General features: G+C 58.5%; 20 protein-coding genes. 10 read left to right on the forward strand and 10 right to left on the reverse strand.

Annotated elements, in window-relative coordinates:
- Nucleotides 1-73 precede the first annotated feature (73 nt).
- From GOW31_RS18995 to lpxK, 5 genes are all read left to right on the forward strand, one after another.
- Nucleotides 74-1,621: a DUF2125 domain-containing protein gene (locus GOW31_RS18995; RefSeq protein WP_254441764.1), complete on the forward strand. Its 1,548-nt coding sequence runs from the start codon at nt 74-76 to the stop codon at nt 1,619-1,621.
- Between the two features lie 172 nt (nt 1,622-1,793).
- Nucleotides 1,794-3,140 carry a TldD/PmbA family protein gene (locus GOW31_RS19000; protein WP_171172271.1) on the forward strand — a complete coding sequence of 449 codons (1,347 nt, stop codon included), beginning with the start codon at nt 1,794-1,796 and terminating at the stop codon, nt 3,138-3,140.
- The gene (locus tag GOW31_RS19005; protein ID WP_171172273.1) at nt 3,127-3,927 is read left to right on the forward strand and encodes a 3'(2'),5'-bisphosphate nucleotidase CysQ; all 801 of its coding nucleotides are present in this window, start codon (nt 3,127-3,129) and stop codon (nt 3,925-3,927) included. The genes GOW31_RS19000 and GOW31_RS19005 overlap by 14 nt, the downstream gene beginning before the upstream one ends.
- Nucleotides 3,924-5,162, forward strand: a complete 1,239-nt coding sequence (locus GOW31_RS19010) for a 3-deoxy-D-manno-octulosonic acid transferase (protein WP_171172275.1) — start codon at nt 3,924-3,926, stop codon at nt 5,160-5,162. Before GOW31_RS19005 ends, GOW31_RS19010 begins: the two co-directional genes overlap by 4 nt.
- A complete protein-coding gene (lpxK, locus tag GOW31_RS19015; RefSeq protein ID WP_171119926.1) occupies nt 5,149-6,150 on the forward strand; it encodes a tetraacyldisaccharide 4'-kinase in 1,002 nt (333 codons plus the stop codon). The genes GOW31_RS19010 and lpxK overlap by 14 nt, the downstream gene beginning before the upstream one ends.
- A gap of 39 nt (nt 6,151-6,189) precedes the next feature.
- On the opposite strand, the gene GOW31_RS19020 is transcribed toward lpxK, so the two are convergent.
- Together GOW31_RS19020 and GOW31_RS19025 are read right to left on the reverse strand one after the other, a co-directional pair.
- Nucleotides 6,190-6,852, reverse strand: a complete 663-nt coding sequence (locus GOW31_RS19020; RefSeq protein ID WP_171172277.1) for a DsbA family protein — start codon at nt 6,850-6,852, stop codon at nt 6,190-6,192.
- Nucleotides 6,853-6,865: 13 nt separating this feature from the next.
- The gene (locus GOW31_RS19025; protein WP_152459280.1) at nt 6,866-7,372 is read right to left on the reverse strand and encodes a DUF721 domain-containing protein; all 507 of its coding nucleotides are present in this window, start codon (nt 7,370-7,372) and stop codon (nt 6,866-6,868) included.
- Between the two features lie 81 nt (nt 7,373-7,453).
- On the opposite strand from GOW31_RS19025, the gene mutY reads away from it, so the two are divergent.
- Entirely contained in the window at nt 7,454-8,509 is a 1,056-nt protein-coding gene (mutY, locus tag GOW31_RS19030) for an A/G-specific adenine glycosylase (RefSeq protein WP_171172279.1), read from the forward strand.
- Between the two features lie 61 nt (nt 8,510-8,570).
- Nucleotides 8,571-9,707: an alkane 1-monooxygenase gene (locus GOW31_RS19035; protein ID WP_171172281.1), complete on the forward strand. Its 1,137-nt coding sequence runs from the start codon at nt 8,571-8,573 to the stop codon at nt 9,705-9,707.
- A 79-nt stretch (nt 9,708-9,786) separates the two neighbouring features.
- On the opposite strand, the gene GOW31_RS19040 is transcribed toward GOW31_RS19035, so the two are convergent.
- From GOW31_RS19040 to GOW31_RS19055, 4 genes are all read right to left on the reverse strand, one after another.
- The gene (locus GOW31_RS19040; RefSeq protein ID WP_171172283.1) at nt 9,787-11,169 is read right to left on the reverse strand and encodes an adenylate/guanylate cyclase domain-containing protein; all 1,383 of its coding nucleotides are present in this window, start codon (nt 11,167-11,169) and stop codon (nt 9,787-9,789) included.
- Between the two features lie 140 nt (nt 11,170-11,309).
- On the reverse strand, nt 11,310-12,410 hold the full coding sequence (locus GOW31_RS19045) for a site-specific DNA-methyltransferase (RefSeq protein WP_152459284.1): 1,101 nt from the start codon (nt 12,408-12,410) through the stop codon (nt 11,310-11,312).
- Between the two features lie 107 nt (nt 12,411-12,517).
- Nucleotides 12,518-13,135: a ribonuclease HII gene (locus GOW31_RS19050; protein ID WP_171172285.1), complete on the reverse strand. Its 618-nt coding sequence runs from the start codon at nt 13,133-13,135 to the stop codon at nt 12,518-12,520.
- A gap of 111 nt (nt 13,136-13,246) precedes the next feature.
- Complete coding sequence (locus GOW31_RS19055; protein ID WP_152459286.1) at nt 13,247-13,705, reverse strand: hypothetical protein; 459 nt, start codon at nt 13,703-13,705, stop codon at nt 13,247-13,249.
- Nucleotides 13,706-13,881: 176 nt separating this feature from the next.
- Between GOW31_RS19055 and GOW31_RS19060 the strand changes: the two genes are divergently transcribed.
- The 3 genes from GOW31_RS19060 to GOW31_RS19070 all read left to right on the forward strand — a co-directional run bounded on the left by GOW31_RS19060 (nt 13,882) and on the right by GOW31_RS19070 (nt 16,523).
- Nucleotides 13,882-14,169, forward strand: a complete 288-nt coding sequence (locus GOW31_RS19060; protein WP_152459287.1) for a hypothetical protein — start codon at nt 13,882-13,884, stop codon at nt 14,167-14,169.
- Nucleotides 14,141-14,842 (forward strand): helix-turn-helix domain-containing protein, encoded by a 702-nt coding sequence (locus tag GOW31_RS19065; protein ID WP_152459288.1) that lies wholly within the window; start codon nt 14,141-14,143, stop codon nt 14,840-14,842. Before GOW31_RS19060 ends, GOW31_RS19065 begins: the two co-directional genes overlap by 29 nt.
- A 106-nt stretch (nt 14,843-14,948) precedes the next feature.
- Entirely contained in the window at nt 14,949-16,523 is a 1,575-nt protein-coding gene (locus GOW31_RS19070) for a DUF427 domain-containing protein (RefSeq protein ID WP_171172287.1), read from the forward strand.
- Nucleotides 16,524-16,623: 100 nt separating this feature from the next.
- Here the strand turns inward: GOW31_RS19070 and GOW31_RS19075 are convergent, their stop codons facing one another.
- The 4 genes from GOW31_RS19075 to GOW31_RS19090 form a co-directional block, all read right to left on the reverse strand.
- On the reverse strand, nt 16,624-17,418 hold the full coding sequence (locus GOW31_RS19075; RefSeq protein WP_171172290.1) for a DUF1217 domain-containing protein: 795 nt from the start codon (nt 17,416-17,418) through the stop codon (nt 16,624-16,626).
- A complete protein-coding gene (gene flbT / locus GOW31_RS19080; protein WP_152459291.1) occupies nt 17,415-17,816 on the reverse strand; it encodes a flagellar biosynthesis repressor FlbT in 402 nt (133 codons plus the stop codon). The genes GOW31_RS19075 and flbT overlap by 4 nt, the downstream gene beginning before the upstream one ends.
- Nucleotides 17,816-18,190 carry a flagellar biosynthesis regulator FlaF gene (gene flaF / locus GOW31_RS19085; RefSeq protein WP_170345565.1) on the reverse strand — a complete coding sequence of 125 codons (375 nt, stop codon included), beginning with the start codon at nt 18,188-18,190 and terminating at the stop codon, nt 17,816-17,818. The genes flbT and flaF overlap by 1 nt, the downstream gene beginning before the upstream one ends.
- A 77-nt stretch (nt 18,191-18,267) precedes the next feature.
- Entirely contained in the window at nt 18,268-19,479 is a 1,212-nt protein-coding gene (locus tag GOW31_RS19090) for a flagellin (protein WP_171172292.1), read from the reverse strand.
- Between the last annotated feature and the right edge of the window lie 191 nt (nt 19,480-19,670).

The following is a 19,670-nucleotide window of genomic DNA, read 5'->3' on the forward strand; positions in this document are numbered from 1 at the left end:
TACAGCCGTAGCGCGTAAACGGGGAAAGGGTCCAGCCCTTGCCCCCTTGACGATACCCGCCACAAAACCGACCATGCGCCACAAATTGATCAAGAAGGGTTACCTTATGTCCGTTTTCCTTCGCCGCAGCTGCGGCGCTGCCCTGGCTTATGCCGTTGCCACCCAAGGGGCGTTTGCCGATCTGTCGGCCGATGACGTCTGGTCTGATTGGCAGAGCTATTTCACCTCGATGGGTTACACCGTCACAGGAGACGAAAGCACCTCGGGCGACGTCACCACGATTTCCAACATGACACTTTCAGTGGCCCTTCCCGAAGAGGACGGACAGTTTCAGATGGTCATGCCGGAAATGACACTGACCGAAAATGGTGACGGGACCGTTACCATTGACCTGCCGGAAAGCTTTCCCATGGAAATCACCGGTCAGGCCGAAGACGAAAACTTCGCAGCCACTGTCACCTATTCCCACAACCAACTGAAAATGGTCGTGTCAGGCACACCGGACGACATGACCTATGACTACAAGGCTGACAATCTGGGCGTGAAACTGGATTCGATTGAGGTCGATGGTGAGGCTCTGCCCAATGATGTGTTTGGCATCGATGTCCAAGCAAGCGATCTGTCCGGCAGCTCGCGGATGCAGATCGGTGACAATCGGAACATCAGCCAGACGTTCAACGCAGCCACGTTAACTTATGATCTGAACTTTCAGGATCCTGAAAGCGGCGAAAGCGGGTTGATCAACGGTCAACTCGATCAACTGGCATTTGAGGGCAACAACGTGGTCCCGCCGGATTTTGACTTTTCGGACCCAGAAGCCTTTTACAAGGCTGGTTTTTCGTTTGACGGCACCTTCACCTATGCCGCGGGCAGCACGGATCTGAGCGGGACCAGCGAAGGTCAGGCGTTCTCGATGAACAGCACGTCCGAAGGCGGGCGTTTTGCAGCCAGCATCGATGCAGAGCGTATCGTCTATGACATTGACCAGAACAGCACGAAGATGGCCGTTACCACGGCGGGCCTGCCGTTCCCGATCGAACTTTCGATGGCCAAGGCGGGCCTGAACTTCGAATTCCCCATCCAGCAATCGGACGAGGTTCAACCCTTCGGCTTTGGGCTGAACCTGACCGATTTCACCATGTCGGACATATTGTGGGGCATTTTCGATCCTGCGGGCGCGCTGCCGCGTGATCCGGCGACGATTGCGCTGGATGCGACGGGAACCGCGAAAGTGCTGATGAATATCTTCGATCCTGAAATCGACGTCGAATCCGACGAAGCGCCGGGGGAACTGCACTCGCTGAAGATCAACGAACTGCTGGTTTCGCTAGTTGGCGCCAAACTGACCGGTGACGGTGATTTTGCTTTCGACAACACCAACACCGAAGAGTTTGATGGCCTGCCCAGCCCAAGCGGCGTGGCGAACCTTCAGCTGGTTGGCGCCAACCAGTTGATCGACACCCTGATCGGAATGGGAATCATCTCGGACGAAGACGCGCTGGGCGCCCGCATGATGATGGGTCTGATGGCAGTTCCGGGCGAAGAACCTGACACACTGAACTCGAAGATCGAGTTCACCGAAGACGGCCAGATCCTAGCGAATGGTCAACGTATCAAGTGACAATCAACGGAAAGGGCCGCGCAACATGCGGCCCTTTCTCTGTCCTGCCAACCCCTGCCCAAACCTCTGAAACGGCACGGGTTCACCGCGATCCTCAACGCACAATCTGGTCACAGGTCTTGCGAGACGGGCGGTCCAAGGCTAGGTCCTTGGCAATCAACCCGGAGGCCTCATGACCTGCTCACCAGAAGAAATCAGCCATCACTTGCTTGACGTGGCCCGCAAGGCAGGCGCGGACGCGGCGGATGCCATCGTTATCGACGGATCCTCTGTTTCCGTCGAAGTGCGGGGCGGCGCGCTGGAACATGCCGAACGCTCGGAAGGGACTGATTTGGGATTGCGGGTGTTTCTGGGCAAACGATCCGCCATTGTGTCCAGTTCCGACAGCCGCCCTGAAACCCTGCGCGCCATGGCGGAACGAGCTGTCGCAATGGCCAGAGAGGCCCCCGAAGATCCGTTTTCCGGGCTGGCTGACAAGGACCAGCTGGTCACAGACTGGAACATAGAGTCACTGGAATTGTCAGACCCCGCCCCGGCCCCGTCTGCCGAAGCCCTGATGCAGGATGCTCTGACGGCCGAGGCCGCAGCACTGGCCGTCGCCGGCGTTACCCAGGTGTCGGATGCGGCCGCAAGTTACGGAACCCACCATGTGCATCTGGCCGCGACAAACGGGTTCACCGGCGGGTATGCGCGCAGCAGCCGGTCAGTTTCCTGTGTTGCGATCTCGGGCGAAGGCACCGGGATGGAACGGGACTATGACGGCGACAGCCGGACGTTCCAATTCGACCTGCGCAGCGCGGAAGAAATCGGGCGCACAGCAGGCGAACGCGCGGTGCAACAGGTTGGTGCGCGCAAACCTGTGACGGGAAGTTTTCCGGTGCTCTTCGACGAACGGATCTCGTCCTCGCTCATCGGCCACCTTCTGGCCGCGAGCAATGGCGCGGCGATCGCGCGAGGCGCATCCTGGCTCAAGGATTGCTTGGGGCAGGACGTTCTGCCTGCGTACCTGTCCCTGATCGAAGACCCACACCGCCCGCGCATTTCGGGCTCGCGTCCCTTTGATGCCGAGGGTCTGCCGACACAACGCCGGGCAATCGTGGAAAACGGCGCTCTGACCGGCTGGACGCTGGACCTGTCGAGCGGGCGAAAACTGGATATGGCGTCCACGGGAAATGCCGCTCGTGGGGTCTCGGGCCCGCCATCGCCCAGCAACTGGAACCTGAGCCTGACACAAGGTGACCAAAGCCGCGCCGACCTGCTGCGCGATATGGGTACCGGGTTGCTGGTCACGTCCATGATCGGATCGACGATCAACCCCAATACCGGTGACTATTCAAGGGGTGCATCGGGCTTCTGGGTCGAGAATGGCGAGATCACGCATCCGGTCAATGAATGCACCATCGCGGGCAATCTGCGGGACATGCTGCGCCGGATCATCCCGGCGAACGATGCCCGCCCATACCTGTCGCGCGTGGTTCCGTCGCTTCTGATCGAAGGAATGACACTTGCCGGCAACTGATCTGCCCCTGCTGATCGAGGCGGCGCTGGAGGCCGGCAAGATCGCCACGCGCTATTCCGGCACGCAAGCACAGCGCTGGGACAAACCCGATGGCGCCGGCCCAGTGACCGAGGCGGATCTTGCCGTGAACACGATGCTGGAGGAGCGGTTGTGTTCGGCGCGACCGGGCTATGGCTGGCTCAGTGAGGAATCCGAGGATTCCACCGACCGGCTGGACCGTAACAGCACTTTCATCATCGACCCGATCGACGGCACCCGGAGCTTTGCAGAAGGCGCGCGCACCTGGGCGCATTCCATAGCCGTCGCCGATAACGGCGTGGTGACGGCGGCGGTCATTTACCTGCCGATGCGGGATTTGCTGTACACGGCGGCACAGGGTCAGGGCGCCACTCTCAATGGTAAGACGATCACGACCTCGGATACCGCAGAGCTTTTGCAATCAGAAATTCTGGCCGCCAAGCCAAATCTTGACACTCGGCACTGGCGCGACGCGCAGGCGCCAGATTTCGAACGCGCCTATCGTCCGTCACTTGCCTATCGCATGGCTTTGGTCGCGCAGGGGCGGTTCGATGGCATGCTGACCCTGCGCCCCAGTTGGGAATGGGACATTGCCGCCGGCGACCTGATCATCCGAGAAGCCGGCGGCGTCTGTTCCGACCGTACGGGTCAACGGCTGATCTTCAACAATATGCATCCCAGGTTGAACGGCGTGATCGCCGCCAGCGCCTCGATTCATCAGCAACTGTCGGCACTGCTGGATCCGGCCGGGCCGGGAATCGGAACATGAGCAAACCGCGCTCACTCAGCCTGGCCGCCTACAGGGTGTTGTCATGGGGGTTGCGCAACGGGGTTGCGCCGCAATCCAACCCGCCGCGCCCCGAAGGTGAGTTGCTATGGATCCATGTTGCCACACCGGATCGGCTGCGGGCTGTGACCGACTTCTGCCGTCGGCTGTCGCAGGTCAGGGCCAAGCTGAATTTCCTGCTGACAGCCCCCCCGGATGAGGATCTGTCCAACTGGCCGGACAGCAGGTTCCCTTTGATCAACCTGCCACAGGAACAGAGTGGCGCCGCCCGCGAGTTTATCGAATACTGGCGTCCGAACATGGGGTTGTGGGTCGGTGGCGATCTGATGCCCAACATTGTCACGCGCGCTGACGAACAGGCGATCCCGCTGGTCCTGTTCGACGCCCAATTCAGCGTCACACTGTCCCGGAACGCCCGTTGGTTGCCGGACATCACGCGGGTGACCTTTGACTGTTTCCGCAAGATTCTCACGCCATCCGCCGAGACGGCTCGACAGATCCGCCGCCTCGGAATCCAATCCGGAAAAGTTGCGGAATCACCGCCTTTGCGGATCAGCCCCAACCCCCGGCCCTGGCCAGAAGACGAACTTATCGAGACCACTCATACACTTGCCGGGCGTCCGGTTTGGCTGGCAGCATGGGTTCAGGACAAGGAATTCATCTCGGTTCTGACAGCCCACCGTCAGGCGCTGCGGATGCTGCATCGGCTGGTTCTGGTGTTGCACGTGGCAAACGAGCCGGAAGTCTCGCCGCTGAGACGGCGGCTGGAATCGATGGACCTGCGCTGCATCAACTGGGATGAAGGGGACATGATTGAAGACACCACTCAGGTCGTCCTGACATCGGACCCCGAAAACCTGGGCCTGTGGCATCGCATGGCACCAGTGACCTTCATGGGCAGCTCGCTGGAACGCGGCGCGGGCGGTCAGGACCCGTCCGAAGCAATCGCGCTGGGGTCTGCGATCATGTTCGGACCATATGTGCAGCGTCATCAGGAATTCTATTCCAGCCTGCAACAGGTGAACGCCGCCAAAGAGGTTAAGACGGCAACCGAACTGGGCGACGCCGTTGTGCAGCTTCTGGCACCGGATCAAGCTGCCGGCATGGCTTTGGCTGGATGGCAGTTGTTGACCGAAGGCGCACCGCAGGCTGACGCCCTGATCGAAATGGTGCAGGATATTCTGGATCAGCGGGGTGCGGATCATGCGGGCACCTGAATTCTGGAACACGACTCCGGATCAACCGGATCTAAGGGCGCGTATGCTGGCACCGTTGGGGCGCCTATATGCAGCGGCAACCGCCCGTAGGATCGCCTCGGAATCCGGCGAAAAGCCGGGTGTGCCCGTGATCTGTATCGGCAACCTCAATGCTGGTGGAACCGGTAAAACACCAACGGTGATTTGGACCCTTGAACAGCTTCGAGGCGCCTGGCACGAACCACATGTCGTCACGCGGGGGCACGGAGGCTCTTTGGACGGGCCGGTGCAGGTTGATCCGGCCCGGCACACGGCTGCCGAAGTTGGGGACGAGCCGCTGCTTCTGGCGATGTTTGCCGAAGTCTGGGTTGCCAAGGACAGGGCGGCAGGCGCACGGGCCGCCGCAGCGGCGGGCGCCACGGTAATCGTGCTGGATGACGGGTTTCAAAACCCCTCGGTGGCCAAGGATTTCTCGATCATTGTTGTCGATGCTCAACGCGGGTTCGGAAACGGTTTGTGCCTGCCTGCCGGGCCACTGCGGGAACCGGTCGACATCGGGTTGAAACGGGCCGACCTTGTGTTGTCTCTGGGCGATGAGGCCGCTCAAATGGCTTTCACTGCTCAGTGGGGCGACAAGTTGTCCGTTCCCCATGTCACCGGAGCAATCGAACCCCTGCAAACCGGCATGGACTGGACCGGCACACGCGCTTTGGCATTTGCCGGCATCGGCCACCCCGAGAAGTTCTTCAAAACCCTGCGGCAGCTGGGCGTAGACCTGGTCCGCGCCGAAGCCCTGGACGATCACCAGCCTCTGACTCAGGCACTGATGGCCCGTCTGGAAAACGAGGCGCGCCAACTGGGTGCTCAGATGATAACGACCGAGAAAGATGCCGTACGTCTGCCCCCGGCTTTTCGGAGCAAAGTGATCACTCTGCCGGTGCGTCTGCGAGTCGGCGAAACCGACAAGGTCCGCGACATGCTGCTGAAGGCAGCACCTGCACCACAATAGGCCCGGTCGGCCCAGACAGGGCCAACCGGAAAAGGGTGTTTAGCCACCCAGTTCGTCTTCGATCAGCTTTTTGAAGTCAGCGTAGGACTGGTTGTCGACCTTCTTGCCGTTCACAAGGAACGACGGAGTCGCCTGAATACCATCTCGTTCGGCGTTTTCCTGATACCACGCAGCCAATGTCCGCGCCTTGGTACCGTCTTGCAGGCAAGCCTCGAGCTGATCGCCATCGATGCCGGCCAAACGACCGATCTTGCGCAGCTCGTCCACGATCTCGGCCGGACCACCTGCGCGTGTCCATTCTGCCTGCCCTTCATAGATCAGGTCTGTGATACCGAAGAACTTTTCGGGGCCAGCGCAGCGTGCAACCATCGATGCCCAAAGGCCGTAGCGGTCAAAATACACCTCACGATAGGTAAACTTGACCTTGCCGGTGTCGATGAAGTCTTTCTTGAGTTGTTTGAAGGCGCCCTGATGGAAACTCGCGCAATGCGGGCAGGTATAGGACGCATATTCGATGATTTCGACAGGTGCATCCTCGGCGCCCAGCACCATCTCGACGATCGTCGAAGTATCCAGGTCTGCCTCCTGCGCTTCGGCGGCACTGACCAGTGGAATGGTGACATTGGTGTTCGACCCTGTCAGCCAATAGCCGCCAGCGGCCACGGCGACGGCCGCACAGATTAAGGTTGCAATACGGCTCATTTTCAGCCCTTTCTCAGCGTTTCTGTTTGGATAAAACGTTGCGCCCGAGACGTTCAAGAGCCGCGCGCAGATCTTCATCATGTACATCGCGTGACATTTTGTCGGCCTCGGTGGCAATGTCAGGCGCAATCTGGGGTTTGGCTTGCTTCGGCTTGTGGTCGAAACTGGCCTGCCCCTCGGCAAATCCGGTCGGAGCGGTCTGGGTGATACGGACACGGCTGATGGCGTTATAGCCATAGACCGCGTTTACCTTGCCGCGCAGCTGTTCCTTCTGCATTTCCAGCATCGGAGCCTGTGGCCCGGTCGTCAACACGGTCAGGGTGGCACCAAATCCGCCCTTGCCATAACCCACTTTGACCGGGCGCGCGATGGCGGCGGTTTCCTGGCCGACAATCTCGGCCCAGTGGGTCAAAAGCCGCGACACGGCAAACCCCCGGCTTTCCCCGGCGCGCCGGATCTGATCGTTCAGCAAGGATGCGGTGCGTTTGAACCCGCGGGTCGAAGAACGTCTGCGTTGCATCTGGTTTCCTGCTCCTACACCTCTATTGTACTGGGCAGGCCACCATGTGCCAGCGAAACCCGACCGGGAGTTGAATAAAACTTGCGTGACTCTGCTGAATTCACCGTCAGTGATGCGTTGCTGGAATGGTATGACCGCCACGCCCGCGAAATGCCATGGCGCATCGGTCCGGCGGATCGCGCCGCCGGGATGCGCCCCGACCCCTATCGGGTCTGGCTGTCCGAAGTGATGTTGCAGCAAACAACAGTTGCCGCCGTTCGCGACTATTTCCTGCGCTTCACCACCCGCTGGCCCACGGTTCAGGCTCTGGCCGCCGCACCGGACGAGCAGGTCATGGGGGAATGGGCCGGGCTTGGCTATTACGCCCGCGCCCGCAATCTTTTGAAATGCGCCCGTGCCGTCACGCAGAACTACGATGGCCGGTTTCCCGACAGCTTAGAAGCGCTGCTGAACCTACCCGGCATAGGCCCCTATACCGCCGCTGCGATCTCGGCCATCGCGTTTGATCGGCCTGAAACCGTGCTGGATGGAAACGTCGAACGGGTCATGGCCCGGCTCCATGACATTCACGATCCGCTGCCCGGGTCCAAACCCCTGCTGAAGGAAAAGGCGTCGGCCCTGACCCCGGCCATACGTCCCGGCGATTACGCGCAGGCGGTCATGGATTTGGGGGCAACCATCTGCACGCCGAAGTCGCCGGCATGTGGCATCTGCCCCCTGCGTGACCCCTGTCAGAGCCGCATCGCAGGCACCCAGGCCGACCTGCCACGAAAAACACCCAAAAAGCCCAAACCCACGCGCCGTGGGCACGTGTATGTTGCGCAAAGTGCAGACGGGGCCATGGTGCTGGAACGCCGGCCTGACAAAGGTTTGCTGGGCGGAATGCTGGGCTGGCCCGGATCAGAGTGGAACGATGCCCCGGCCGAACGGCCTCCATTCCCTGCGAATTGGACGATGTTGCCGGGCGAAGTGCGCCATACGTTTACACATTTCCACCTGATTTTGCGGATCTGGACCACGGATGCCGCCGATCACGACATACCCGAACATCTGACAGTTGTAGACAAACACAGCTTCAGGCCCGGCGACCTGCCAACCGTGATGCGCAAGGTCTATGATCTTTGGCGAGGACAATAAGTCCGCTGTGCAAGTCTTCGGGCCATGGCTAGGATATCTCCATAAATTTGGAGCAGAAAAGATGATCGCAACAGGCACATTGTCCCGCTGGCAATCTGCATCCCCTTTCTGGGTGTCGTTGTTGCTGATTCCGCTGGTCTGGTTTTCAGCTGCTACCGGTGGATGGTCTGTCCTGCTGGTTCCTGCCGCAACCTGGTGGGCTTTTGCAGTGCTGGACCGGATCACCGGGCTCAACACTCAAAACGCCGACCCCGAGACGCCGGACACGGCGCTGCAATGGTACATATTGCTGACAAAACTCTGGGCCCCGATCCAGTTCGTTACCCTTTTTGGTCTCATCTGGTACGCAACCCACGGCACCCATCTGTCAACGCTTGAGAAAATCGGCCTCTTCTTTGGCATGGGCGTCATTTCGGGCACGATTGGGATCAATTACAGCCACGAGTTGATGCACCAGAAAAGCCGCTTGGAACGCTGGCTGGGGGACATCCTTCTTGCCATGGTGCTGTATTCTCATTTTCGGTCCGAGCACCTGTTGGTCCATCACCGCCATGTTGGCACCCCGCGCGATCCGGTAACGGCGCGCTACAACGAAGGTTTCCATCGCTTCTATCCCCGCGTTCTGTGGCAATGCTGGGTTTCGGCCTTCAAGGCCGAGCGCAACAAGCTGGCCCGCATCGACAGACCGTGGACAGATCGTTCAAACCCGTTCTGGCGGTATTGGGCGCTGCAAGGTGGGATGCTGGCACTGGCCGGCCTGATCGGAGGATGGTCCGGCGTGGCGCTGTTTCTGCTGCAGGCTGGTGTCGCAATATGGCAGCTCGAGCTGGTCAATTACGTCGAGCATTACGGCCTGACCCGAAAACACCTGGGCGAGGGACGGTACGAGCATGTCCTGCCACGCCATTCCTGGAATGCCTCGCAGAAAGCTTCGAACTGGTTGCTGATCAATCTTCAGCGCCATTCGGACCACCATTACAAACCCAATCGCCGGTTTCCGCTGCTGCAACATCACGCGTCGGACGCAGCCCCACAATTGCCCTATGGCTATCCCGTCATGACCGTGTTCGCTATGATCCCTCCGCTTTGGCGGCGGGTCATGAACCCGCGCGTTCGCGCGTGGCGACGCCACTATTATCCCGAGATCACCGACTGGCACCCCTACAACAAATCTTTGAACCCCATGCCCAAAGCGTGACCGCAGCGCGCACAGGCGCGCTGCTGGACCCAACTGTCAGCACTGCATCTGCGATGCTGTTCTGACGGGCGGGAGGCCCTCAGCTTTTCATCACCCAGACATCCATCGGCGCCTCGACCCCTCGCACGGTTTGGTCGCGGCAGGCAACAAAACCGGCCATGACCTCCGGCGCCTGCGGGTTTTCTTCCTCAACCCGCAAACGCACGGCATCGCTGACAACGATACGCGCCTTGAAATCACGCGTCAGTGCCTCAAGCTTGGCCGCCACATTGACCGCATCGCCAATCACCGCGAATTCCAACCGGTTGGCACCGATATCCCCAAGTACGACCGAGCCGTAATGCACCCCAACGCCGACATGGATTTCAGGCTCACCCGCCCGGCGGCGTTCCAGATTCCAACGGTCGATCACACCCACCATCGCACGCGCGCAGTCTAGGGCATTACTCGCGTCCAGGGGCGTTGGCACCGGAGTGCCGAAGGTCGCCATCAAACCGTCGCCCAGATACTTGTCCAAGGTCCCGTGGTGCCGGAATACCTCGGTTTCCATACGGGCATGAAACCCGCGCAGAACCTCGATCACTTCATAGGGATCCCGCCCGGCGGCGTATTTGGTGAACCCGACGATATCGATGAACAGAACGGCCACATCTTCTTTGCGGACCTGTTTCAGCGGCTCATCGTTCTGGCTCAGCTCATCCACCACATTGGGCGAGAAATACCGCGACAGGTTTGCCCGTTCCCGTTCCAATCCCGCGTTGTTCATCAACAATTGATTGAGACGCCGCATCGAAATGCCCAGCGTTACCGCGACCATTATGAATACGATCACTTGCTGGATGCGTTGAGGGACCATGAAACTGTTGGGGTCCAACAGTTCGGCAACATCCGGATAGCCCTGCAAAGCCTCTGCAACCTTTTCGCTGATGCCCGGAATCGGCGTTGCCACCCACGAGGCAACGATCCAACCGATCGTCCACATCAATGCCGTCCACGAACCGATGGCAATGACCGTGCGCCAGGAATAGGCTAGGGTTCCAGCCGCCAGGATGACGAAAAAGTACTGAAAGTTGTCAAACCGGTATTGCATGGCCAGAGGGCGGACATCGTCGCTGAACGGGTTGGGCACAATCATTCCAAGGGTCATGATCAGCAAATCCACGAAGATCAAAAGAAGCTCGACCCGCGATTGTCCCACCCGACCGGAACGGCGGATCAGCCAACCGTTGGCGCAGATCAGCAGCAGAATGAAGTGATACCAAAGCACCTCCCATTGCGGGTTCAGGAAAACCAGAAGAACCCCGGTCAGTGCCATCGCCACCCAGCGCGCGCGAACGGCCAGTTCCAACCCTTCACGCTTGTGCCGCTCCAACGCGGCCTCGGTGTATTTGTTGTCCAGATCGAACGTGTCAGGTTCCGTGAAAAACAGACTGCGGCGGGGCTGCGCGGTTGTCTCGGTCATGGCCGTGATCTTTCTTGCAGTGTCAGGGTCAACAACATGCAATCACTGTTGATCCGAAAACAAAAGACCCCGCCGTAGGATCGGCGGGGCAAGGCGTAGTGCCTTGTGTCAGGCCACAGGCACCGGCGGTGTTCTTTGTATCAGTTCATCTCGGCCCGGATCTGCTGGCGCAGAACGTCGATCGGAACCGTTTTGCCGTCACGCTTGAAGCACCAATAGGTCCAGCCATTGCAGGACGGCGCATTTTCCAGATGGGCGCCCACCTGATGGATCGAGCCTTTGACGTTGTCACCGACCAATGTGCCATCGGCCCGGACCTTGGCCTTGTGACGCCTGTTCATTGAATAGAGTTCTTCGCCCGGGCGCAGCATCCCACGCTCGACCAGTTGGCCGAAGGGAACGCGGGGTTCTGCGCGCTTGCTGGCGCTGACTTCCAGAGCCTCACGGTCGAACTTGCGGACCTTGGCAATGCGCTTCTCGGCCACCTTGCGGTAGCTTTCCTCGCGTTCGATACCAATGAACTCGCGGCCCAGCATCTTGGCGACGGCTCCGGTCGTTCCGGTGCCGAAGAACGGATCCAGCACCACGTCCCCGGGGTTGGTCGAGCCGATCAGAACACGGTGCAGCAGTGATTCCGGCTTTTGCGTCGGGTGTGCCTTGTCACCGTTTTCATCCTTCAGACGTTCATGCCCGGTGCAGATCGGCAGCACCCAGTCGCTGCGCATCTGCACGCCTTCGTTCAGGGCCTTCAGCGCCTCATAGTTGAAGGTGTACTTGGCCCCTTCGCGCTTGGATGCCCAGATCATCGTCTCATGCGCGTTGGTAAAACGTTTGCCGCGGAAGTTGGGCATCGGGTTTGACTTGCGCCAGACCACATCGTTCAGAATCCAATAGCCCTCGTCCTGCAACGCCGAACCAACGCGGAAGATGTTGTGGTAAGAGCCGATCACCCAGATCGCACCATTTGGCTTGAGCAGACGGCGCGCCGCCTTCAACCACGCGCGGGTGAATTGGTCATAGGCACCAAAGCTGGAAAACTGATCCCAGTGATCATCCACCGCATCCACCTGAGAATTGTCCGGGCGATGCAGCTGACCTTTCAACTGCAAATTATAGGGCGGATCCGCAAAAATCAGGTCAACGGATGCCTCGGGAAGACTGTTCATCACTTCGATGCAGTCCCCGGATAGAATCGTGTTTAAAGGGGGCGCTATTGCGCCCTTTTTGGTGGTTGTCGTCATATCACTGCCTCAAGTGTCCACGGCGCTTTTGCGCTCATTTGGTTGAGACAAGGATGAGTCAAAGACGAATCGGCGTCAATTTCTTTTTTGAATCAGCGACTTACGATTTACTCTTGATACAAGATATTGTGCACCGGCTTGAACGAACGTCTATGGTGTGGGGTCACGCCAAGATTTTGCAGTGCTTCCTTGTGTTGTTTTGACGGATAACCGGCGTTGGTTTCCCATCCATATCCCGGATGCTGTTGCGCCAAATCCACCATCACCTGATCGCGCCAGTTTTTCGCAAGGATCGAGGCGGCTGCAATCGACACCGATCGGGCATCCCCTTTCACGACCGCCTGCGACGGGATTTTCAGGCCGCATGGAATCATGTTCCCGTCGATCAGCAGGAAATCGGGGGCCGGTGTCAGTGCCTCGACCGCGCGCAGCATCGCCAGATGCGATGCCCTGAGGATGTTGATCTCGTCAATCTCGGCGACCGAAGCTTCGGCCACGGCAAACTCGGCGCTGTGCCGGATCTCGGCATCCAGGGCGGCCCGACGTCTGGCCGTCAGCTTTTTGGAATCATTCAACCCTTCGGGGATGGCCTGTGGGCTCAGGATCACGGCCGCGGCGACGACCGGGCCGGCCAAGGGGCCGCGCCCGACCTCATCCACTCCCGCGATGCGAAAATGGCCCCGGTCCAGCAGCGCCTGTTCAAGTTCGAAATCTGGTTTTGTCATACCCTTGGAAAACCGCGTTTCACACAGCGCCGCAAGAAAAAAGAGAGAGGGCAGCCCACACCACCCTCTCTCACGCGGCGCGTCTTTGGCGCCGCTCCTGCTCAACCGGTATTACTGGTAAACGACACGGTATCCTTTCTGGCGCAAGCACGCGGGTTCGTATGCCCGCTTGACCTTTTGGCCATTCCAGAAACCGACTTTGCACTCTTGCGGCAGGCTATTGGCATGTTTGTAGTGCTTCTTGAGGCATTTCGGCCCAAGCAGCGGATGATCCTGTGAATACCCGTTGAATGTGCGCAGGCAGCGCTGGGGCAGATCATAACGCGCCACGCGCGGCGGCAGAGGGCGCACCGGCTGCGGCGTGTAAGGTGCCGGGGTATAGGTCTGATGGCGAGTCGCCCGATCCTTTTTCTTTTCCTTGTTGTAATAGTGAACCCCGGCCCCGATGAGCGCGATGGCCGCCAGCCCGCCAAGAATGTCCTTTGCGTCCGCAGCCCGTGCCTGAGACGCAGAAACCCCGGTTATTGCAACCGCGGTCGCAACGATGAAAGCGATGAATTTCCTGTGCATGATGCGTGTCCTTCATAGTGTTTGGGCGACCGTGTGACGGAGCGCGTCCTGATTGCCCTGACACTGGGGGTGACCGGTCCAGACAAGCAATAACGGCCCGGTGTTATCGGATATCAGAGCCCGCAAACCCCTTGGGTTATTGAATATCGCGGCAACTCATGCGCAGGATGCGGCCTATGAAACAGATCCTCTCTTCTCTGACCTTTGCGGCCCTGATATCGCTTGGCTCTGCTGCGTCTGCGGCGGATTGCTATGCGGATTACAAGGCCAAGAAAGACAACCCGTTGCGTCTGCACTATGGGGTCATTCAGGTCTCGAACTGCGACAAGGGCCAGGCCCAGGCAGAAATCGCCCAGCGCCTGAGCGCGTCAGGCTGGACCTTGCTTGAAGTGCAGTCCGTTTTCGGGCCGGAAGGGTTGGATCAGAGGAAAGGCAATGCCGGAAAATTCTATCTCCGTTTCTGACGCACGCCGGTCGGGGGTCCGTCTGGTCGTGCTGGGCGTCGCAGCCATTGTCGCCATTCTGATCACCGCCGCCGTTTTCCTGTTCTGGACCCTGCCGGACGCCAACGCATTCAACGCCCGGGTCGAGCGATTGTTCATCGAGACCGATCTGACCTCGCAAACCGAAATCCGGTTGCTTGAAATTCTGGCCCAGTCCGGCACCGCCTTCGCCGACACCCTGTCCAGTTATCGGATGGTGATCTATGTGCTGCTGGTTTTTGCCTGTGCCATGATGGCCTCGGCATTGGTCTTTCTGGTGATGCTGGTACTGCTGAACCGACGCATGGCGCAGATCGAACGCACCGGCATTCAGGTGACCTCGTTGCTGATCAGCCGCGAGGAAAACACCGTCTACCTCAACAACATGGATTTCAAACTCACGCCCGCCGCCATGGAAACCCTGTCTGTTCTGGCTGAATCGCGACTGGATGATGAGGTTTTGTCCGGCGCCCAGATCGAGGCGATGATTTCCGGCCGCAATGAGGCCGATTGCGACGAAGCCGCAGGCGCGACGCGGATCAAACGGTTGCGGGATGCGCTTGGCAACCAGATGGTCAGTGAACTTCTGGTCAAGAACATCGCCAAAAAAGGGTATATGCTGTCCATCGAAAAAGACGTGATACAAATGGTCTGAGCCTTGCTGCATGACCGTATGCGTTGGTACTTTTCCCTTCTGCGCCACTTGGAATGTGGGATGCAAAGCCCCATTCTAGAAAAAACCCAGGCAAGGGAGGTCGCATATGAACGTCCACGCCGCACCAAAAATCAATGGGTATGGAATCTCGGTTGAATCGCTGAATGGCAGAATTGCCATTTACCGCAATGATGTGCTTTTGGCTGAAAGCACAGATGCCAAGGTGATGTATGAAACGCGCCTGCCGCCCACGATCTATGTTCCCCGCGCGGATGTCTGTGTTGATCTGAGCGAAGAAACAGATCTGCAAACATTCTGCCCGTTCAAAGGCACTGCCACATATCACGACATCAATCTGGGTTCCGAAAACCTGGCCAATTCTGTCTGGGCCTATGAAGAAGCCCTGCCCGAAAGCGCGGCCATTCAAGGCTGTATCGGCTTTGTGCCCGGCGCCTATACGAAAATCGATCTGGGCGACAACCGCCTTCGTGAACCTGAAGACGGCAACATCAGCGGGCCCCTGATTGATTGGTTGATGCGTGGTGCTTCGACCGCGGCAACACCCGAAAGCTTTACCAAAGCGCTGGCCGAAAAGATGCTGGAGCACGGCATCGCAATACAAAGGCTGAGCATTCTGGCCTGGTCCCTTCACCCCCTGATCGCGGGAAAGCACTATATCTGGGAAAAAGATGAAGAAGAGATTCTGACTAGGGCTCCGACATACGAAATCTATGATCACCCAGCTTTCATCAACAGCCCCTTGCGGCATGTCTCGAACGGCCTGGGTGGCGTGCGGCAAAGGTTGAATGATGAAAACCCGCAAAACAGCTTCCCGATCATGGAGGATCTGCGGGCCAAGGGCGCAACAGATTACGTGGCCATGCCCTTGCCGTTTTCCGACGGGCGCACCAATGTTCTGACGCTGACCTGCGATCACCCGGACGGGTTTACCACCGAAAATCTGGGCCTTGTCTTTGAATGTTCTTCGGTAATCGCCCGTTTCTACGAAGTGTTCATGCAGCGCGAAAACGCGCAGGTCCTGCTGGAAACCTATGTCGGCAAACGCACCGGCGCGCGCGTATTGGGCGGCGAAATCAGGCGGGGTGACGGGGATGAGATCGACGCCGCCATCATGTTCTGCGACCTCCGCAATTCAACGAGCCTGGAAGAGAAGCTGGGCCGGGGCGAGTATATCAATCTCCTGAACGAGTTCTTTGAAACGGTCTCGGGCATTGTTCATGACAACAACGGAGAAGTCCTGAAGTTCATTGGTGACGCTGTTCTGGCCGTTTTCCCGGCAACGGACGAGGATGCCAGTACGGCCCGCACCAATGCCCAGCGCTCGGCGATCGAAATCGTCGAAACTTTGGGAGAGCTGCGCAAAGAAGGTACGGACAGGCATTGCGACTGTTCGATCGGCGTCGCGTATGGGCGTGTCACCTACGGCAATGTGGGATCTCGCGAACGGCTTGATTTCACAGTTATCGGTCAGGCCGCAAACATCGCCGCACGTTTGGGCGAGTTCGGCAAGTCGCAAGGGCACCGCATTGTCGTTTCAGAAGACATCGAACCGGCCTGTTCCAATGCTGTACCGCTGGGAGACGTCAATCTGCACAACGTGTCCCGACCCGTCAGATCATATGCTTTACGAACCGCAGCCGATGAGATTCTGAACGGTTGAGGCCTTTCGTTGCAGTTCTGAAGAAAACCGCATTGCCTTGATCAGCGTGACGCCCTTGCGATCATGCTTCACCGATCACTTCGATCCGGAGGCGTTCTGCTCAAACGGCCCCCAACAAGATCAATGCGGTCTGCGCCGGCGAGATCGTGTTCTGAAGTTGCGCAATCTGACTTCTGGCCAAATAGGTGTCGGTCAGTTTCTCGATGGACTTTGGGTTCGAAAACTGTGCCAGATCCTCCGAGCCGGTCAGTTTGAGCAACCTGGCCTTGAACTCGACCAGTTGTTTGTCAATGTCCAGCTGCGCAAAGGATGACGGCAGTCCAAGTGCCGTTTCCATCATGCTGCGCAAGGGCGGCAACCCCATCAGATCGAACCACTTTGTGTCTGCGCTTGAGGTTCTGTTGGCAAGATCTGAAAGCTCTCGTTGTGCATGGAGCGAAATACGCATCGTTTCATCCGACTCGCCAACGGCAATTTCAAACCGGGCCGTCAAATTGGCCTGGGCGATTTGCTCCATGTCGGACGTCAGCGCGGTTTTTCGGACAGCACCGGGACCAAACCCAAAGGCGTCAGAAAATTCCCGGTATCGCTTGTCGGCCAATCGATTGGACAACGCGTCATCCGCCTGTGCCCCATCCTCGAGGATTTTGCGTATGAAAAACCGGTTGTCCAAATCTCCTTCCAAGCCGAACGCACCCAAAGCGACCTGCAACAACCTGCGATCCGAAACCAGCTCTTCGGCGGATTGGATTTTCCCAATGTTGTCCAGAAAATACTTTGTCTCTCTTTCATTCGCAGCGGACGACGAAAAACTCTGGAGCTGACCTTCATAGGTACGTTGCAGAAACCGCCAGCCCACGATTCCGCCGCTTGGGATGACCGGTTGGAATGTCATTGCTGGTAAGCCATCAGCCGCTCTTCGCGCGGCAGAAGCGAGCGAAGCGATTTGAGGCACTTGTAATAATGCTCTGCAACCAGGGCATCCGTGGCTTCGGCCAAGACCCGGCGGCTATCTGCATCCGTAAAAACCTGGCTCAGCTCTTCCACGCGGCGCAACAATTGCTGACGTGCTTGGCCAGGTTCGATGTCCCCCGACAATACAAGCTGCGCGGCATAACAGACGCGGCGCACCGGCGTATTCACCTCATCCGGATGAATCGCATCCCGCAGTCGAAGTACATTTGCCTGTGGCGTCATGATCGAAAACCGGCCGCGGCGATCGCCGTTCTCAATCACGACCCCGTTGATCAGAACCCTTTCTTTCGGGGCAAGCTTCAGGACCAGACCACTCATCAAGTTGCCCTCATCTGGCGCAATCCGCGCAATACGGCCGTGTTGATTTCCACCAACGGTTCAACGGTTGCGCCGTCTCCCAGAACGCGGCTGCTGTGTTGTTCGGTGAATTCGGCAAGGTAGAAGATCCTGGCTCTCAGGTCGTTGGGCAGGGCATTCTCGGAATCGGCAACGCCGGTGGCGAGCACCCCCCATAGCCGCCGGTTTTCGTGCACGGCCTGTACAAAGCCCGAAAAATCCGTTGCCTTTTGCGCTGTTGCTGCCTTCAGACGCCGTGTGATCCTTGAAATCGCTTCGTATTCCGTGTCTCGAGGCGTCCGAGTCGGCGCGGCGGTTTGCGCATAGGTTTGATGGGCTAGGGTTTGCGGTGTCACTTGAAATCCTTCCAAAGGGCCGTCATCAGGCAGTCATTGATGGGGCGCGAAATCCGCGCCCCAACCGATTTCGCGAATTAGCGGAACAGCGACAGAATCGACTGCGGTGCCTGATTGGCGATCGAAAGCGACTGTGTCGCCAACTGTTGCTGAACCTGAAGCGCCTGCAACCGTGCCGAAGTCTCTTCCATGTCCGCGTCGACCAGCGACCCGATGCCTGACTTGAACGAGTCGGACAGGTTCGAGATGAACTCTTTCTGAGTTTCGATCCGGCTTTGAGAGGAACCGAAAGCAGCAGACGCGTCGATCGAAGTATCAATCAGCGACTCAACGGCGGCCAGGGCAGCGGTCGCACCCGCACCGGTCGAAACATCAATGCCGGCCAGCGCGCCCAGACCACCTGCACCGGCGTTCACGAATTGAGCCGAAAACGAAATGTCCGAGCCCGTACCGTTGGTGACAGACAAGGTTCCGGCTGTACCCGAGTCATAATCGACGGTCAGACCGGTAATCCCAAGCTCTTCAATCTTCGATTTCAACCCAACAGCAACCAGATCACCGGTTGTTGTCGCGGCAGCGTCTTCGGCGGAAACGGTATAGGATACGACCTGATCGTTGATCGCTACGACGACCTTGTCCCCGGCGGCAAAAACACCGCTGGATTCGTCGGTGACCAGCGCGGTTGCGGCGGTTGCACCGTTATCGATGGTTGCGCCGACGCGATCGTTGCCTGTCGATGCGCCGGTCGAACCGTCAAAAACCTGCTTGGTGACATAACCACCGGTCGACAGGTTCTGCCCTACAACGGTGATGGACGACGAGGTCACAGCACCTGTGTTGTCACGATCCAGCGATGCAAGGATCGAAGCGGAACCGGCAGAGCCGTCAACCAGGTTCAGACCATTGAACTGCGCCGCACTGACAACGGACGCGATCTGATCTTTCAGTGCAGTCACATCATCATTGATTTTGCCGCGATCAACGTTGTCTTCTTGCGCCGCGACGATCTTGCCTTTCATCTGGGTCAGCAGATCAGTGACGGTTTCCGCGGCATTCCGTGCAACGGCGACGGTCGATTCGCCAAGCGCAAGACTGTCCTTGATGGCGTTGAAACCTTTGACGTCCGACTCCATCACTTTGGAAATCGCCCAAACTGCCGAGTTGTCCTTGGCCGTTGCGACATCCTTGCCGGTCGAGATTGCGTTCTGGGTCATCGCCAGGTTTTTGTTGACCGACTTGAGAGTCTGCAGCGCAACCATCGCGCCATTGTTTGTCAGAATGCTGGACATAGCTTTCATCCTTTTCCGTTCGGGCCATTTTGCCCATGTTCACCCCGCACTATTTGCGGGCATTGGTGTCTTTCTGACCTGTGCGACGCGCCGCGTGGCCGTTCGCGCCACCTGTTGATCTCAGGTGCAACACCACTTTTGAACTCGATCCCCTAACGGAGTGCTAAAGCGCCCGGCCCAGAAATTTCGGA

Source organism: Ruegeria sp. HKCCA0370, from assembly GCF_013033705.1.
Classification (GTDB): Bacteria; Pseudomonadota; Alphaproteobacteria; order Rhodobacterales; family Rhodobacteraceae; genus Ruegeria.

Bases quoted from the DNA above. Each gene is read 5' to 3' on its own strand.
- flbT (WP_152459291.1), bottom strand. From the start codon at position 17,816: ATGAGTGGTCTGGTCCTGAAGCTTGCCCCGAAAGAAAGGGTTCTGATC.
- GOW31_RS19010 (WP_171172275.1), top strand. From the start codon at position 3,924: ATGAGCAAACCGCGCTCACTCAGCCTGGCCGCCTACAGGGTGTTGTCA.
- GOW31_RS19070 (WP_171172287.1), top strand. From the start codon at position 14,949: ATGAACGTCCACGCCGCACCAAAAATCAATGGGTATGGAATCTCGGTT.
- GOW31_RS19040 (WP_171172283.1), bottom strand. From the start codon at position 11,169: ATGACCGAGACAACCGCGCAGCCCCGCCGCAGTCTGTTTTTCACGGAA.
- GOW31_RS19020 (WP_171172277.1), bottom strand. From the start codon at position 6,852: ATGAGCCGTATTGCAACCTTAATCTGTGCGGCCGTCGCCGTGGCCGCT.
- GOW31_RS19075 (WP_171172290.1), bottom strand. From the start codon at position 17,418: ATGACATTCCAACCGGTCATCCCAAGCGGCGGAATCGTGGGCTGGCGG.
- GOW31_RS19090 (WP_171172292.1), bottom strand. From the start codon at position 19,479: ATGTCCAGCATTCTGACAAACAATGGCGCGATGGTTGCGCTGCAGACT.
- GOW31_RS19035 (WP_171172281.1), top strand. From the start codon at position 8,571: ATGATCGCAACAGGCACATTGTCCCGCTGGCAATCTGCATCCCCTTTC.
- lpxK (WP_171119926.1), top strand. From the start codon at position 5,149: ATGCGGGCACCTGAATTCTGGAACACGACTCCGGATCAACCGGATCTA.
- GOW31_RS19000 (WP_171172271.1), top strand. From the start codon at position 1,794: ATGACCTGCTCACCAGAAGAAATCAGCCATCACTTGCTTGACGTGGCC.
- GOW31_RS19045 (WP_152459284.1), bottom strand. From the start codon at position 12,410: ATGACGACAACCACCAAAAAGGGCGCAATAGCGCCCCCTTTAAACACG.
- GOW31_RS19025 (WP_152459280.1), bottom strand. From the start codon at position 7,372: ATGCAACGCAGACGTTCTTCGACCCGCGGGTTCAAACGCACCGCATCC.
- GOW31_RS19050 (WP_171172285.1), bottom strand. From the start codon at position 13,135: ATGACAAAACCAGATTTCGAACTTGAACAGGCGCTGCTGGACCGGGGC.
- GOW31_RS19060 (WP_152459287.1), top strand. From the start codon at position 13,882: ATGAAACAGATCCTCTCTTCTCTGACCTTTGCGGCCCTGATATCGCTT.
- GOW31_RS19065 (WP_152459288.1), top strand. From the start codon at position 14,141: ATGCCGGAAAATTCTATCTCCGTTTCTGACGCACGCCGGTCGGGGGTC.
- GOW31_RS18995 (WP_254441764.1), top strand. From the start codon at position 74: ATGCGCCACAAATTGATCAAGAAGGGTTACCTTATGTCCGTTTTCCTT.
- GOW31_RS19055 (WP_152459286.1), bottom strand. From the start codon at position 13,705: ATGCACAGGAAATTCATCGCTTTCATCGTTGCGACCGCGGTTGCAATA.